Below are 15,405 nucleotides of genomic sequence, written 5' to 3' on the forward strand. Positions count from 1 at the left end.
ACACTTTCTTTATTAATGAGTGTGTATTTGATATTATGATTATAATTCTAGCACTTAAGGGTTTTTATTACAATGAGTGAGATATATAAAAATCGCTATGCCGCCTTTAACCTACACGTTCATTTGGTTTTTTTTACCAAGTACCGAGAAAAAGTTTTAGTTGAGTTGCATCATGATTATTTTAGTGAATGTGTTGCTGAGCTCTGTAAAATTTTTGACGCTGAGCTAAAGGAGTGTAACGGTGAGGCAGATCACATTCACATGCTTATTCAGTATCCGCCAACGGTGTAGTTAAGCAAGTTGGTTAATAATCTAAAGTCAGTCACAAGTAGACGAATGAGAGGCGATTTCATTGAGTTAAGAGCAGCTTATGCCAAGCCGGTGCTTTGGTCCCGATCTTATTTTGCAAGCTCTTGTGGTGGTGCGCCATTAGATATTATTAAGCAATATATTCAGAATCAGCGAGGCTAGCCTAAGCCTTGTGAAATAATTAATAAAATGACTTATGCCAAGTTAATCACTCGATAAGCGCATTTGTCACTAAGCATTTGACTCACATGCTGTTAGCATATTTCTCATTATCCATAGAACCGCATCCAAAGGATTATGAGCATTAATAAGATTGTTAATGCTGTGAAAAACGCTTCTATCAACATTATCGAGAGCACCCATGCAACCAGATAACAAAAGTATTCAGCAAATATCTCAAAATCTTCGTTTTGCGAACATACATACACTTGTTGAAAATAAAAATACGCAGACGCCGCTCGCCAATATCAGTGTTAAAGTTAGTAGCGTACTGGCGTTTGCCATGCTGATGACAGGCTGTAATCCTACCGAAGCCACTCAGCAAGACGGCTCGAACGCAACGGGTGATGCAAAAAATATCAGTTTATTAAATGTCTCTTATGATGTATCACGCGATTTTTATAAAGATTATAACGCTTTATTTAGCGCAGATTATCAACAAAAGCATTCAGACAGTCAGGTCAATATCAACCAATCACATGGTGGCTCAAGCAAACAAGCGCTGTCGGTTGCCAATGGTCTGCAAGCAGATGTAGTCACCTTAAACCAAGAAAGTGATATGAATCTGTTGGTTAAAAAAGGCTTGGTTGCCTCTGACTGGCAGCAAGCGTTCCCAAACAATTCGGTGCCTTATACCAGTACCATGGTGTTATTGGTGCGCGATGGTAACCCCAAAAATATCAAAGACTGGTCGGACTTGGCGCGTAATGATATCGACGTGGTGATACCCAACCCGAAAACCAGTGGCACCGCGCGTTATGCGTTTTTGGGTGCTTATGGTTACGGATTACATCAATTTAAAGAAACGGTGCAAAGTCCTGCCAAAACGGATGATTTTATAAAAAAGCTACTGGCAAACGTGGTCACTTATGACAATGGCGCACGCGCCGCAACGACTAGCTTTACTCAGCGCGGACTGGGCGATGTGCTCATCACGACCGAAAATGAAGCGCATTTAGCCGTCAAGAAATTTGCCAAAGGACAGGTCGATATCGTTTATCCCAGTTATTCTATTGTGATTGCCAACCCAGTAGCGGTCGTAACAGCCGTCACTGACAAGGGCGGCAAGACGGCAGCGGCGAATGCTTACCTAAAAGGCTTATGGGACACTCCAGCACAAGAGCTTATGGCAGAGATGTATATGCGTCCAAGTAACCCACAAGTGCTGGCAGCTCACAAAGCAACCTTGCCTGATATTGAGACTTTTGAGCCGGTAGCAGTATTTGGTTCTTGGGAGCAGATTATGGACACTTTCTTTGTCGATGGTGGGCGTTTTGATCAGCTGGCAAGAGTGAAGTAGGGAGCCTTTATCAAGAGATCGTCAATGACCTGATACATGCTCAAAGTGCTCAATTTGTATGAGCCAGAGCGGGTAGTTAGTAGGGTGTCAGCCTTATGTGTTAACGATACTATTTAAGTAATTGATAACCTTGTGTTTATCCCTTTGTTATTCCATTTTGGCAATAACATACGCATATTCATCATTAAACATAATAAGATGGCACTGTTAGCATACTTACATTACTTAACAGATACCTTTGAGGAATTTATGACATACGCTTTGCACTATCAACAAAAAAGTAAAAAACGTCACGTCTTGAGCATTGCAGGCGTTGCATTAACCTTAGGGCTGGCTGGCTGTAGCAATAGCGAGACAGAAACGACTGCTAATGCAGATGGCACCGCTGCCACAGAAGGTCAAAATATTGAGCTACTGAACGTCTCATATGATGTGGCACGTGACTTTTATAAAGACTACAACCCATTATTCGTTGAGCATTATAAAGCTGAAAATCCAAACAGCAATATTCTAATCAAGCAGTCACATGGTGGCTCAAGCAAACAAGCGCTGTCGGTTGCCAATGGTCTGCAAGCAGATGTCGCTACCATGAACCAAGGCTCTGATATTGAGCTGCTTGAGAAAAAAGGTTTGGTTGAATCAGATTGGGAAAGTAAATTCCCAGACAATGCCGTGCCTTTTACCAGTACCATCGTATTCTTAGTCCGTAAAGACAATCCAAAAGGCATCAATGACTGGGAAGATTTGACCAAAGAAGGCGTTGAGATCGTCATGGCCAATCCAAAAGTGACGGGTAATGGTCGTTATGCGTTCTTGGGCGCTTATGGTTATGGCTTACATGCTTTTGATAAAAACGAGGCCAGTGCCAAAAACTACGTGAAAGACATGCTTAAAAACGTCAAAGTTTATGAGAATGGCGGGCGCGCTGCGACCACCACTTTCGTTCAGCGTGGTATCGGTGATGTCCTAGTGACTTTTGAAAATGAAGCCAACTTGGCAGCGACTGATTTCGGTGCTGGTAAAGTAGACATCGTTTATCCTAAATACTCTATTAAATCAGAAAGCCCTGTTGCGATTGTCCAGTCAGTGACAGATAAAAAAGGCACAACGGATGCTGCAAAAGCTTATCTTGACTACTTATGGAGCGAGCCTGCTCAGCAGCTAGCAGCCAATCTATACTTGCGTCCTAGCGTCAAAAGCGTCCTTGATAAAAATGGTGATAAATTACCACCAATTGAAACCTTCCGTCCAAATGATGCCTTTGGCACGTGGGATGAGATTATGGGTACTTACTTCAGTGATGGCGGCGTATTCGACCAGTTAGCCATTAACGCCCCGCAGTAATCACCTGCTAAGTGCATAAGAGAAGCTACTGCGCTAGCAAATGCAGTCAGTCACACCGTTAGTCATGCAGAACCTCATAAAGGACATGGTCGTATACGCTATGTCCTTTATACCGTAAGCACACCAATAACTACCTGATAGCATGGTTTTATGGACGACATCATCGTTAAATGCTTTCTGTTAAGTGCTCTTTTTAAGTATCAATAGTGAAAACCCACGTTAAGCAATAACAATAAATAGTAATCATCGCTAAGTACGATTGGTTAGGCAATAGGACATCATTATGAGTGCAAAAACATCTCCTGCCAGCAAAGCCCCTGCAAAAAAAGGGTGGTTAACACGTTTGCGCCAACGCAATGTGCTGCCAGGGTTCGGCCTAAGCATGGGTATCACGGTCTTTAGCTTATCGCTACTGGTGGTATTACCGTTTGCCATGATGGCCTACACCACGACTCAGATGGGTTGGACTGGATTCTGGGAGACAATTAGTCAACCGCAAGTCACTGCTGCTATCAAGCTAAGCTTATGGATGTCGTTTTTGGCGATGCTGACCAACATGGTGTTTGGCACATTGGTCGCTTGGGTACTCGTACGCTACGAGTTCTGGGGTAAGTCGTTGATTAATGCGCTAGTTGATTTACCATTTGCATTACCAACGGCGGTCACGGGCATTTCGCTTGCGACCCTTTATGCCCCTAATGGTTTGATTGGTCAGTGGTTTGATAAATTTGGCATTCAGGTCGCCTTTACACCTATAGGTATTTGGCTCGCCTTGGTTGTGGTCAGTTTCCCCTTTATTGTCCGTGCGGTACAGCCTGTACTCGCTGAGCTATCGGTTGAATTTGAAGAGGCAGCCGCGGTATTGGGCGCCAATCGTTTTACGACGTTTCGCAAAGTAATTTTGCCAGAGCTTTTGCCCGCTTTACTCATGGGTGCAGGCATGATGTTTGCTCGTGCCACTGGCGAGTACGGTTCGGTTATCTTTATCGCTGGCAATATTCCCATGCAATCAGAGATTTTACCGCTCATTATCGTTAGTAAACTAGAGCAGTTTGATGTTCAAGGGGCTTCTGCAGTTGCATTATTTATGCTACTGATCTCATTTGTGATCTTATTGACCATTAACATTATGCAGTGGAAACTGTCGCGCCGTGTAGGAGCTCGCTAATGCAAATATCTAATAGCTACGACTACCAGAGCAACGCAGCGACTAAAGATACGCCATGGATACGCCTTACCTTTATCGTCATCGCAGTGCTATTTATGGTCATCATGTTGGTCATTCCGTTGCTGGCTGTGTTCTATGAAGCCTTTAAAGGTGGCTGGCAGTTGTATATTGCCTCGTTGGTTGATCCAGAAGCCCTGCAAGCCATTAAGCTGACATTAATTACCGCTGCCATCGTCTTGCCCATTAATATGGTGATGGGTATCGCCATTGCATGGTTGGTGACCCGCTATCAGTTTAAAGGTAAGCAGCTCGTTACTACCTTGCTTGATCTGCCATTTTCAGTATCACCCGTCGTTGCAGGTTTGATGTTTGTTTTACTATTCGGACTCAATTCCACCATTGGCGGCTGGCTTGAGAGCATGGGGTTTCAAGTTATTTATGCGGTTCCAGGGATCGTGCTCGCTACTTTATTTGTCACCTTTCCCTTTGTAGCACGTGAGCTGATACCGCTGATGCAGACGCAAGGCGACTCTGAAGAGCAAGCGGCATTGACCTTAGGCGCGACTGGCTGGCAGACGTTTTGGCATGTGACGCTACCCAATATCAAATGGGCACTACTCTATGGTTTGATTTTGACCAATGCGCGGGCAATGGGTGAGTTTGGGGCGGTGAGTGTGGTATCTGGTCATATTCGCGGCGAGACCAACACCATGCCACTACTGGTTGAGATTGCTTACAATGATTATAACTTTACCGCCGCTTTTGCCTTATCAAGTCTACTTGCCGCGCTGGCGCTCGTGACGTTGCTTATTCAACAAGTCATGACTAAGCTACAAGAGCGCAAATTTGCCAAGTCCGAACGGCTGGCAAGTGTGCCTGAGTTACTGGTAAGTGCCAACGCTACGAAGGCTACCAATACTACTGATGCAACAACCGCTGAAAGTTCGGATAAATGATAAGCAAAATTATCTACACTTGGTCTGCACAAGGGCTGGCATTTAATTTAATAATATAAATGCGGTAACCAAAAAATCTGCCACGATACCAAAGATATAATAAGAGAACCCATTATGAGCATCGAGATTCGCAACGTTAATAAAAAATTCGGTCAGTTTACCGCCTTAGATAATATCAATATCACCGTGCCGACTGGCAAGCTGACCACTTTACTGGGACCATCAGGCTGTGGCAAAACGACGTTGTTACGCATTATCGCTGGTTTAGAGTATGCTGACTCAGGGCAGATATTGTTTGATGAGATGGATGTGACCAATACGCCAGTGCAAAAGCGCCATATTGGCTTTATGTTTCAGCATTACGCATTATTTCGTCATAAAAATATCGCCGATAATGTCGCCTTTGGACTGACCTTGTTACCAAAGAATGAGCGGCCAAGTAAGGCAGATATCAATAAGCGCGTTGCTGAACTATTAGATTTGGTGCAGCTGCCCCAAGTTGCCAATGCTTATCCGCATCAACTCTCTGGTGGTCAGCGTCAACGGATTGCGCTGGCTCGTGCCTTAGCAGTGAAGCCGAAGTTATTGTTGCTCGATGAGCCTTTTGGTGCCCTCGATGCCAAGGTACGTAAAGAGCTGCGCACGTGGTTAAAGAACATCCACCATGAGCTTGGTATTACCAGTATCATGGTCACTCACGATCAAGAAGAAGCCCGCGCCGTCTCAGATGAGATCGTGGTCATGAATCAAGGGCGGGTAGAGCAGGTAGGCACATCGGAGGAGCTGATACACCAGCCAGCCAATGCGTTTATCAGTGATTTTTTAGATTTGGCATAGTGAAATTTGGTGCAGTTCTTCTGTTATAACCCATAAAAAAAGACCTATTTATTGTAGGTCTTTTTTTTATAGGTTAAAGCAGGTCTCAATTTCATTTGGTATCTAGCGTTATTGAGATCAAATGTTGATAGCAATAATGTTAGATAGTTATCATATCTCAGCAGGCTTGGACATATCGATATCTTTGCTAGATATTTGCTTATAAGTAATATCCAAAATCTCTTGGCACCATTCTGGCAAGTCGTCAGCGACTTCATACCACATCCACGTACCGTCGCGAACACAGCTTAAAATACCGAGTTTCTTTAAATGGTTCAAATGACGCGATATCGTTGGCTGTGGTTGATCTAGTATTTCTACCAACTCACCAACACAGCGCGATTCTTTGTTAAATAGAATTTGAAATATTTTTAAGCGCGTCGGGTCAGATAAGACTTTAAATAACTCGATAGGTCGTATCGTAAAATTATTATCAGACATAGAACAATTCCAATTGGGCTTTGTTAATAGGGGTTCAATATAACAGCAGTTATCTACAAAATCGATTAAAAAATGGGCCAAATTACAGTTCGTCGTTAATTTACTACCTTTCATCATATTCGGTTACACGCACGCTTATATTCACTTACATCAATTAACTGTGTGCAATATAACTCTACTTTGATGACTGTACTTTTATACCAATAATATATCAAATGCTATCGCAAATGATAATAGTTATCGTTATTATACATCAAGCCATAAAAATGACCGTGAATATCAAATCAAACACTCTATTCACCATGTTTATCATCAATGCACTAAATTTATGAGCAATAAAAGTAGTTACCGAATAGCGGTATTCAGAGGAGCCAGACCATGTACGTATGCATCTGTAATGACGTAAAAGAAAAGCAAATCAAAGCAGCCATTGCTTCAGGTATCGATACCCTTGACGGTCTAAAAGATACCCTCGATGTTGCGACTTGCTGTGGCTGCTGCGAACCGATGGTTAACGATTACCTAGATGAGCATCATGCTAGACTCGATGTCTTGGCTTACGCTGTCTAAACGTTATCAAACCAGAGATTTACTACCCAGCTGTTCATCACCTCATTACACCAATATCACTAGTACGCCTCGATACCACATACATTCAATATTCCGCACTTATCCTTTGGTCATTATACATAAAGGGTAAGTTGCGAGCGTCCATATAACTTTACCTATACGCCTACTACAATGATATTGAGCATCATTAGCAGCCATTATTGCGATAAGCCAGTGATTACTAAAGCTAGCTAATTATGATTCTCAATTAGCATCTTATTCTTAGTTCATAACATTACAAGCTGTATAGAGCCTATATGCTACTATATCTGTCTCACGTTGTAAGACGTTTTGTTGATTTTGATCTTTACTGATCAGTTTACCAATAGTACTATCCTTATATGGATAATTATGAATGTACGGTGATCTGTAAAATATAAATAGGGGAGTATAGGTTATGATAGGTAGCCCAAAAGTCATTGATTATTTGAATTTTTTGTTAGGCGGTGAGCTTGCTGCCCGTGACCAGTATTTTATTCACTCAGAAATGTATGCTGAGTGGCATTATGGCAAATTGTACGACCGTATCCATCATGAGATGGCAGATGAGACGTTACATGCCCAATCTATTATTCGCCGTATCCTAATGCTGAGCGGCACACCAAAAATGACGGTCAATGCCATCAATATCGGTGCGACAGTTCCTGAAATGCTGCAACTTGACCTTGAGCTAGAGTATCAAGTACAACAGCACTTAAAAGACGGTATTGCTCTTTGTGAAGCAGAGCGCGATTATGTCACGCGTGAGATGTTGGTAGAACAATTAAAAGACACTGAAGAAGATCATGCGCATTGGCTTGAGCAACAGTTGCGCTTAATTGAGATGATCAGTCTGCCCAATTATCTACAAAGCCAAATGGCAGAAGTTACTCCCAATCTTGTTTAATGTCACGAAGATATGAACAATAACCATAGTATTTAGCATAAATAACGACATGAAAGGGAGAGAGATAATGAAAGGGGATAAAGAGGTTATTCGCGCTTTAAATAAAGTGCTCGGACAGTCATTGATTGCCATCAACCAGTACTTTTTACATGCGCGCATTGCGCGTCATTGGGGATTAGAAACTCTCAATGAGAGTTTCTATAAACAATCCATCGCTGAGATGAAATGGTCTGATGAGCTGATTGCCCGAATTTTATTGCTAGGCGGTTTACCAAATTTGCAAGATTACGGCAAGATGTTCATCGGTGAAGATGTGCCAGAGATTATCGAATGCAATTTGCGCCTAGAAAAACAAAAATTCGAGATCATTACCGATGCCATTACTCTATGTGAAACAAAGTCTGACTATGTGTCACGCCAGCTATTGGTGACGCTAAAAGATGGTAATGAAGAGTATCAAGACTGGTTAGAGACTCAAGAAGACTTGATCGAAAGCATTGGGGTTGAGCGCTATATCCAATCACAAATGGATGATGACGCGCCTTAATGGTTCATTATTGATGCAATGAATCGTACTATTCTCTAAAAATGCCAGCGTGTCGTGTGGTTTATAATCACTCACATGCTGGCATTTTTATATCTCATATTTGACAATACGTGCTATCTGCACTGCTGACAAAATCAACGCTTAATCAATATTTTTCAAAGTCTTTATCCAAAATCCAAATATCGGCGGCTCAGTATAAGCCGCGCCCATCTTCGGGCTTGAGTCGTAAGAAGTACAGCCCCGAGAGAATGGTTAAGACCCCAAGTATCCAATAGGTGGTTTGAAACGCTGTCAGCGTATCCATTTGTAGGCGTTCACGTAACAGCGTCAGTACCGCTGCCCCAAAAGCAATACCGAAACTAATCGCTAACTGCTGATTGACCGCCATCAAGCTATTGCCGCTACTGGTTTGAGCACCTTCTAAATCACCGATAGTAATCGTATTCATCGCGCTGAATTGCATAGAATTACAAGCGCCCATTATGGTCAAAATAGGGATAAACCATAACCACTGTGAGGCATCGGTAAACTGTGCCAACACAATGATGAGCGTGCCCATCAAAAACGTGTTGAAGACCAGTACTTTGCGATAAGTATAACGCTGAATAATTTTACTGACCCAGGGTTTAATCCCGATAGCACCGACCGCGATGGGCGCGAGGAGCCAACCTGCCTGCGACGGTGAGTATTCAAACACCACTTGCAGCAACAGCGGCAGCAAAAACGGTACAGCGCTAATACCTAAGCGCGTGAATAAGTTACCAGTGATGCCAATACGAAAGGTGCGAATGTCAAACAAACTCAAGGGGAACAAGGGTGCTTGACGACGCTTGGCGTGCCAGATATAAGCGCCTATCAATAAACTGGCCACCAAACTAAGCAACAACCCATAAAACCCTCGACCAGTCTGTGAGCCGAATTCTACAGCAAGCGTAAACCCACAAGCCGCTGCCGCAAACAATAAAAATCCTGTCCAATCAAGCCGCTTGGTATCCTCAAATAGTGCGGGAACCAGTTTTTTGCCCATGATAAAACCAAAAATGCCCATCGGTATATTGATCAAAAATATCCAATGCCAACTGGTATATTGTACGATATAGCCACCTAAGACCGGTCCTACTAGCGGTGCTACCAAAGCAGGAATTACCGCAAAGTTCATAACGGTCAGCAGCTTATTGCGTGGGTAGGATTTGACCAATATTAAGCGAGCCACAGGCGTCATCATCGCCCCGCCAATGCCTTGTATAACCCGTGAGCCAATCAAAAAATCCAACGTTGGTGACGCAGCACATAGCAGTGAGCCAATACAAAAGATAATAATCGCTGCCAAAAATACTCGGCGCGTGCCGTATTTATCCGCCAAAAAACCACTGATGGGAATAAATATGGCCAAAGTTAGCGCATAACTGATCACCGCCCACTGCATTTTTAATGGAGACTCACCCAGCGCCTGTGCCATTTGTGGCAATGAGGTGTTCAAAATAGTGGCATCTAAAATTTGCATAAATAGCGCCACCGCTAGCACATAGGGCAAGTATTTATCTTGTGTCGGGGTTAGCGTTACCATGTAAATCTCATTAGATATCCCATCATAAAATGAACAAAATAGTCTATTGACGACTAATTCGCTATACCAACCGAGTAGTATAAGAAAGACTCAATCATAATAAAAGGGAATCAAAGTAACGGCTGGCGGTTGAGGTTATAGAATTCTGTGTTTAGAGATAATAATATTAACACTGCTTACAAGAGAGGACTTTAATATCAGGGTTGGTTATCGTTATAGTAAACCCTCGCTAACGACTTAAGCCAATAGATAAGCAATACAGCCAATCTCATCTCAATCATATGAGATTGAATTGACTACCGACGATATAAGTAGAAGCATCAACAATACGATAAAGATAAACTGAGGATATATTATGAGTCAGGAAAGTAACAAAGCTTGTAATCATACCGATGGGCAGAACGATAAATATGTCCCGCCAAAGGTTTGGACGCAAGACAAAGAAAACGGTGGTAAGTTTGCCAGTATCAATCGCCCAACAGCGGGGGCTCGCTATGAGAAAGCGCTGCCAGTAGGCGATGCGCCATTACAGCTGTACTCGTTGAATACGCCAAATGGCGTCAAGGTCAATATCCTGTTAGAAGAGCTTGCCGAGATTGGTATTAAAGGTGCTGAATATGATGCCTATAAAATTGATATCTCTCAAGGAGAGCAGTTTGGTTCTGGCTTTGTAGCCATAAACCCTAACTCAAAAATTCCAGCCTTGGTTGATCATTCTGCTGATGTAGCTGGCGAGCCGATAGCGCTATTTGAGTCTGGTGCTATCTTGATGTATCTGGCAGAAAAATTTGACCAGTTTATGCCTTTATCACTTGGCAAAGCACGTGCAGAGTGTTTGTCTTGGGTCATGTGGCAGATGGGTAGTGCGCCTTTCTTAGGTGGCGGCTTCGGACATTTTTATGCTTATGCGCCTGAACCGCTAGAGTAGCCGATCAACCGCTATACCATGGAAACCAAACGCCAGCTCGATGTGCTGGATACCCCATCTAAAAGACAGCACATATATGTGTGGCGACAACGAAGCCGATTATAATATTGCGGATATGATTATTTGGGCATGGTATGGACAATTGGTGCTTGGAAAGCTTTATGACGCTGCCGAGTTCCTGCAAGTTGATGACTACAAGCATGTGAAACGTTGGGCACAGGCAATTGCTGAACGTCCAGCCGTTAAGCGTGCCGTAGACTTGTCATTAAAGCCTATTGACTAAACCTGTCGATAACAGACGCATTGATAAAATCAAGGCTGATAGGCTATTTGCTTATCAGCCTTGATTTTATCCGACATCTTGCTATTCTATATTCATATATGGTTATATTAAAATAGAGATATACTTACCTGTTTACATAATGATACATTAGTACAACAGATAGAAACCTTAGTACGTTAAGATAGCTTGAGTAGCTCAAGCAGATAACACCTTAATAAGCGGGTATTTGTACTGCTTATTTAATTGGCTCAATATCATTGGGATACCAGCAAGGTGAATAGAGCCAACTATAATAGACTGAGTAAATCAGACAACATATCTGATTGAAATAAGATTGACTATATTGATGGATAACGATTATGAAGGATGATAACCGTAAACGGATCAACTTCTCACGACAGGAGATGGCTAGCGAATTAAAAGTTATCAATACCAAACTCAGCGCCATTTATAACGATCAACAGATAGATGCTAATCAATACTCAATATTGCAATACAAAGCCAACTTAACCACCCATCCTAAAAAAATAAAAAAGATACTCTTATTGATGATAAAAAATAAAATACGATTACCTATGTTTGCTGCTATCAGCGCAGCTTTATTTAGTACAGCGACGATGGCCAGCAATGGCATTGAATTTACCAATCAAGACTGGCAGGTAGTATGCGACAATACCCGTACGTGCCGGCTGGCAGGCTATCAAGCAGAAAACAATAGCGAATTTCCTATATCGGTATTGCTCATACGCCGTGCAGGCGCAAATGCTGGTGTGGATGGCAAAGTAAAGTTGGGCGGTGCTAAAGAAAGCTCATCTAAAGCCTTGATGCAACTTGGCAATCGTCATCGTATATCGTTGTTCATCAATGGTAGAGACTATGGCGAAACCAAGCCGTTTTCAACTGCAGCAGGTAATGCTGATCTGACCCCAACACAAGTCACAGCGCTACTAGAGGCACTGACTAAGTCAAGCAAAATTGAGCTAGTGCTACGTAACTCACGCTGGCAACTGTCTGATAAAGGGGCTAGCGCCGTCATGCTCAAAGCAGATGAAGCCCAAGGTCGAGTAGGGACGTCATCTGCTTTTATCAATACTGATGCTGCTGCCAAATCAAATAGCACTGTATTGTCACCCAAGTCCGCACCAAAACTGCGCTTTGTGGCGCCCAATCCGAAAGCCGTCGCTAGTGACAATAGAAAGTTTGTGATGAAATCGTCGCAGCTAGCGGTGCTGATGAAAAGTACGATGAAAGATGCGGATAGTGACTGTCCCAATCTATCAGACAAATCACCATGGCGTGTGAGCCGACTGAATGGCTCACAGCTCTTGGCACAACATGACTGCTGGACAGGTGCTTATAATACTGGTGCAGGCATCTGGGTCATCAATGACAGTAAACCTTATAAACCGACATTGGTAACCACCAACGCCACTAGCTATGATAAGGGTAAAATCACTTCCGTACAAAAAGGTCGCGGCATCGGTGATTGTTTAACCAAGACTGATTGGGTATGGACAGGTAAGGCATTTGAAAAAAGCCATGAAAGTACCACAGGGCTTTGCCGTATGATTGAAGCGGGCGGTGCGTGGCAGCTGCCGACGTATGTCACTGAAGTTAAAATGGTGCGATAGCCGCCAATAATACTGCTGATTGTCTTATTACTCAGCATATTGAACGCGTACATCTATAAGCAAATTTGCTTTATTTACCGAGAAATTTAATAAATAGCTACATATAATATTTTATTGTGCTATACTGCGTCGCCACGTTAGCTTAGGCTTTCGTGAATTATGAGATTGATAACATCGCCTGCGATTTTGGGTCTAGGATGACCATAAGTAATTGTTGCCGATGATTTTGTGTACTTAAATAACCTGTCATGAAAATAGCAGTTATTTTTGACTCATATCTTATCTACCGAACCATAAATATGGTTTAAATTGGTTGTTATTCGCGATTATTTGCTTTGGACAAAGCATTAATAATACGCTTATATCAAACAAGGATGAGACACTCGGCACTACCACCAAAATACGTCAGACAGCACGAACGCATTTATTGTAGAGGCTCTAAGCTTTATTGGCTTGGCTTCTGATTATCGACACTTACATGTGGTCCGGTAATTCTTTAATAAAGGCAGCGTGGTGAACGGTTATCAGTGGTATGCATCAAGCTTGCTGAATTTACAGCAACTTATACTTACCAAGGATTCTCATGACTGATATTTTATCTGCAATCGCCGCTGAAAACGGCATCATCGAAAACACTGATACTCCAAATAATGATACTAATAATCAAGCGGCTACTACTGACGCGACTGATGAAGATCAAATTACCTCTGCTGAACTAGACATTGCCAAGCCGATTTTGACCGCGCTTGATCGCAGTGGTTATACCAATCCAACACCTATTCAAGCACAAGCCATTCCTTTTGCACTAGCGGGCCGCGACTTATTATTGTCTGCGCAGACCGGTAGTGGTAAAACTGCGGCATTCGTTATCCCTGTACTTGACCGTTTAAGCCGTGCCACTAGCTTTGATAAATTAACTAAAGCCCTTATCTTAACGCCAACGCGTGAGCTTGCTCAGCAAGTACATGATAGCGTACGTACTTATTCTAAAGATATGCGTGGTCTATTCTGCGTGCCTTTAGTTGGCGGCGCACCATACAATGGTCAGACCACTGCGTTGAAAAAAGGCGTTCAAGTTATCGTTGCGACCCCAGGTCGTTTACTTGGCCATATCAATGCTGGTCGTGTTGACTTATCAAGCCTAGAAATTTTGGTACTTGATGAAGCTGACCGTATGCTAGACATGGGTTTTGCTGATGACATCAGTGACATCCTTCGTGCCGCACCAATTGATCGTCAAACGATCATGTGTTCTGCAACTTGGGATGGCCCAGTAGGTAAAATCGCTGCCAGCTTCACTAAGAACCCTGAGCGTGTATCAATCAAAGTAGAATCTGCACACATCGAAGAAAAAGTGTACTACTGTGATGATTTTGATCATAAAAACCGTTTACTTGACAAAATCGTTTGTCAGCAGGATATGGAACAGATCATTATCTTTGCTGCTACCAAACGTAGCACTGAAAAACTGGCCAAACAGCTACAAGAAGCGGGTCATAAAGCCAGCTTCCTACATGGTGATTTGCCACAAAGCAAGCGTAACCGTATCGTTCAAGACTTGCGTAATGGTAAAGTAAAAATCCTAGTAGCGACTGACGTTGCGGCTCGTGGTCTAGATATCCCAGCTATCTCGCACGTTATTAACTATGATCTTCCACGTCAGACTGAAGATTACGTCCATCGTATCGGTCGTTGTGGTCGTGCTGGTCGTACTGGTATCGCTATCAGCTTATGTAGCATGGATGATCGTCCACAGCTAAACGCTATCAATCGTTACTTAGATCGCAAAATGGAAGTATGTATCATCGAAGGCATGGAGCCTAAGAAGACTTATGTACCTAGCGAAAACAAAGGTAATGGTCGTGGTCGCGGCCGTGGTCGTTCAAACGGCGGTGGTGGTAATGGTCAAGGCCGTGGTCGCGCGGGTGGTGGCTATCAAGGTAATCCTGCTAATGCTCGCGGTCGTTCAAGTGACAGCGCATCAACTGGTCAACGCGCAAGCAATGACAGCGGTTATCAAGGTAAGCCACGTGACGCGTCAGGCAAGCCAAATGAGCGTTCAGGTGGTAAGCCGTATCAAGGCAAGCGCACTGGTGCTCCTAGCCGTGGTGATAGCACTGGCGTTCCACGTGGTGAGCGTGCTGCTACCGGTCGCGGTCGTCCAAGTGGCAGCCAAGGTCGTCCAGCTGGTCGTTCTGACAGCCGTGGCCAAGGTCGTCCAAACGGCGGCAACCGTGGTAACAACTCGTAATACTGTTATATTTGGTGATTAGAGTTATTAATTCCTTAATCGCCTAAAGATAGCACTAAAAAAGCCAGATACTCGTTATCTGGCTTTTTT

General features: G+C 43.2%; 11 protein-coding genes and 3 pseudogenes. 12 read left to right on the forward strand and 2 right to left on the reverse strand.

All coding sequences use genetic code 11. From position 1 onward, the window contains the following. Positions 1-72: 72 nt before the first annotated feature. The 6 genes and pseudogenes from tnpA to JMV76_RS00565 all read left to right on the forward strand — a co-directional run. A pseudogene (gene tnpA / locus JMV76_RS00540) lies at positions 73-471 on the forward strand (IS200/IS605 family transposase). A gap of 340 nt (positions 472-811) precedes the next feature. Further along, positions 812-1,828, forward strand: coding sequence for a sulfate ABC transporter substrate-binding protein (locus tag JMV76_RS00545; RefSeq protein WP_201501614.1), 1,017 nt, complete (start codon positions 812-814; stop codon positions 1,826-1,828). A gap of 249 nt (positions 1,829-2,077) precedes the next feature. Further along, positions 2,078-3,172: a sulfate ABC transporter substrate-binding protein gene (locus JMV76_RS00550; protein WP_201501254.1), complete on the forward strand. Its 1,095-nt coding sequence runs from the start codon at positions 2,078-2,080 to the stop codon at positions 3,170-3,172. A 283-nt stretch (positions 3,173-3,455) separates the two neighbouring features. Beyond that, on the forward strand, positions 3,456-4,340 hold the full coding sequence (gene cysT / locus JMV76_RS00555; RefSeq protein WP_201501255.1) for a sulfate ABC transporter permease subunit CysT: 885 nt from the start codon (positions 3,456-3,458) through the stop codon (positions 4,338-4,340). Next, entirely contained in the window at positions 4,340-5,296 is a 957-nt protein-coding gene (cysW, locus tag JMV76_RS00560; RefSeq protein WP_201501256.1) for a sulfate ABC transporter permease subunit CysW, read from the forward strand. Before cysT ends, cysW begins: the two co-directional genes overlap by 1 nt. Before the next feature lie 114 nt (positions 5,297-5,410). Then, positions 5,411-6,130 (forward strand): annotated as a pseudogene (locus JMV76_RS00565) (sulfate/molybdate ABC transporter ATP-binding protein); the annotation flags it as partial. 153 nt (positions 6,131-6,283) lie between these two features. Here the strand turns inward: JMV76_RS00565 and JMV76_RS00570 are convergent. Then, positions 6,284-6,613, reverse strand: a complete 330-nt coding sequence (locus JMV76_RS00570) for an ArsR/SmtB family transcription factor (protein ID WP_045456178.1) — start codon at positions 6,611-6,613, stop codon at positions 6,284-6,286. Between the two features lie 378 nt (positions 6,614-6,991). Here JMV76_RS00570 and JMV76_RS00575 point away from each other — a divergent pair, with 378 nt between their 5' ends. The 3 genes from JMV76_RS00575 to bfr (JMV76_RS00585) all read left to right on the forward strand — a co-directional run bounded on the left by JMV76_RS00575 (position 6,992) and on the right by bfr (JMV76_RS00585) (position 8,655). After that, on the forward strand, positions 6,992-7,183 hold the full coding sequence (locus JMV76_RS00575) for a (2Fe-2S)-binding protein (RefSeq protein ID WP_045447323.1): 192 nt from the start codon (positions 6,992-6,994) through the stop codon (positions 7,181-7,183). A gap of 436 nt (positions 7,184-7,619) precedes the next feature. Continuing rightward, entirely contained in the window at positions 7,620-8,108 is a 489-nt protein-coding gene (gene bfr / locus JMV76_RS00580; protein WP_045447320.1) for a bacterioferritin, read from the forward strand. A gap of 67 nt (positions 8,109-8,175) precedes the next feature. After that, positions 8,176-8,655, forward strand: a complete 480-nt coding sequence (gene bfr / locus JMV76_RS00585; protein WP_201501257.1) for a bacterioferritin — start codon at positions 8,176-8,178, stop codon at positions 8,653-8,655. Between the two features lie 190 nt (positions 8,656-8,845). Here the strand turns inward: bfr (JMV76_RS00585) and JMV76_RS00590 are convergent, their stop codons facing one another. Beyond that, entirely contained in the window at positions 8,846-10,222 is a 1,377-nt protein-coding gene (locus JMV76_RS00590; protein WP_198329923.1) for a DHA2 family efflux MFS transporter permease subunit, read from the reverse strand. 355 nt (positions 10,223-10,577) lie between these two features. On the opposite strand from JMV76_RS00590, the pseudogene yghU reads away from it, so the two are divergent. The 3 genes and pseudogenes from yghU (at position 10,578) to JMV76_RS00605 (ending at position 15,315) form a co-directional block, all read left to right on the forward strand. Then, positions 10,578-11,433, forward strand: a pseudogene (yghU, locus tag JMV76_RS00595) (glutathione-dependent disulfide-bond oxidoreductase). 359 nt (positions 11,434-11,792) lie between these two features. Further along, entirely contained in the window at positions 11,793-13,064 is a 1,272-nt protein-coding gene (locus JMV76_RS00600; RefSeq protein ID WP_227689978.1) for a DUF1176 domain-containing protein, read from the forward strand. A 583-nt stretch (positions 13,065-13,647) separates the two neighbouring features. Continuing rightward, complete coding sequence (locus JMV76_RS00605; protein WP_201501258.1) at positions 13,648-15,315, forward strand: DEAD/DEAH box helicase; 1,668 nt, start codon at positions 13,648-13,650, stop codon at positions 15,313-15,315. Positions 15,316-15,405: the final 90 nt, after the last annotated feature.

The sequence above is a fragment of the Psychrobacter cibarius genome (assembly GCF_904845955.1).
GTDB lineage: Bacteria > Pseudomonadota > Gammaproteobacteria > Pseudomonadales > Moraxellaceae > Psychrobacter > Psychrobacter cibarius_B.

Coding starts and splice junctions, on each gene's coding strand:
- JMV76_RS00590 (WP_198329923.1), bottom strand. CDS start 10,222: ATGGTAACGCTAACCCCGACACAAGATAAATACTTGCCCTATGTGCTA.
- JMV76_RS00605 (WP_201501258.1), top strand. CDS start 13,648: ATGACTGATATTTTATCTGCAATCGCCGCTGAAAACGGCATCATCGAA.
- cysW (WP_201501256.1), top strand. CDS start 4,340: ATGCAAATATCTAATAGCTACGACTACCAGAGCAACGCAGCGACTAAA.
- cysT (WP_201501255.1), top strand. CDS start 3,456: ATGAGTGCAAAAACATCTCCTGCCAGCAAAGCCCCTGCAAAAAAAGGG.
- JMV76_RS00600 (WP_227689978.1), top strand. CDS start 11,793: ATGAAGGATGATAACCGTAAACGGATCAACTTCTCACGACAGGAGATG.
- bfr (WP_201501257.1), top strand. CDS start 8,176: ATGAAAGGGGATAAAGAGGTTATTCGCGCTTTAAATAAAGTGCTCGGA.
- JMV76_RS00545 (WP_201501614.1), top strand. CDS start 812: ATGCTGATGACAGGCTGTAATCCTACCGAAGCCACTCAGCAAGACGGC.
- JMV76_RS00575 (WP_045447323.1), top strand. CDS start 6,992: ATGTACGTATGCATCTGTAATGACGTAAAAGAAAAGCAAATCAAAGCA.
- JMV76_RS00570 (WP_045456178.1), bottom strand. CDS start 6,613: ATGTCTGATAATAATTTTACGATACGACCTATCGAGTTATTTAAAGTC.
- bfr (WP_045447320.1), top strand. CDS start 7,620: ATGATAGGTAGCCCAAAAGTCATTGATTATTTGAATTTTTTGTTAGGC.
- JMV76_RS00550 (WP_201501254.1), top strand. CDS start 2,078: ATGACATACGCTTTGCACTATCAACAAAAAAGTAAAAAACGTCACGTC.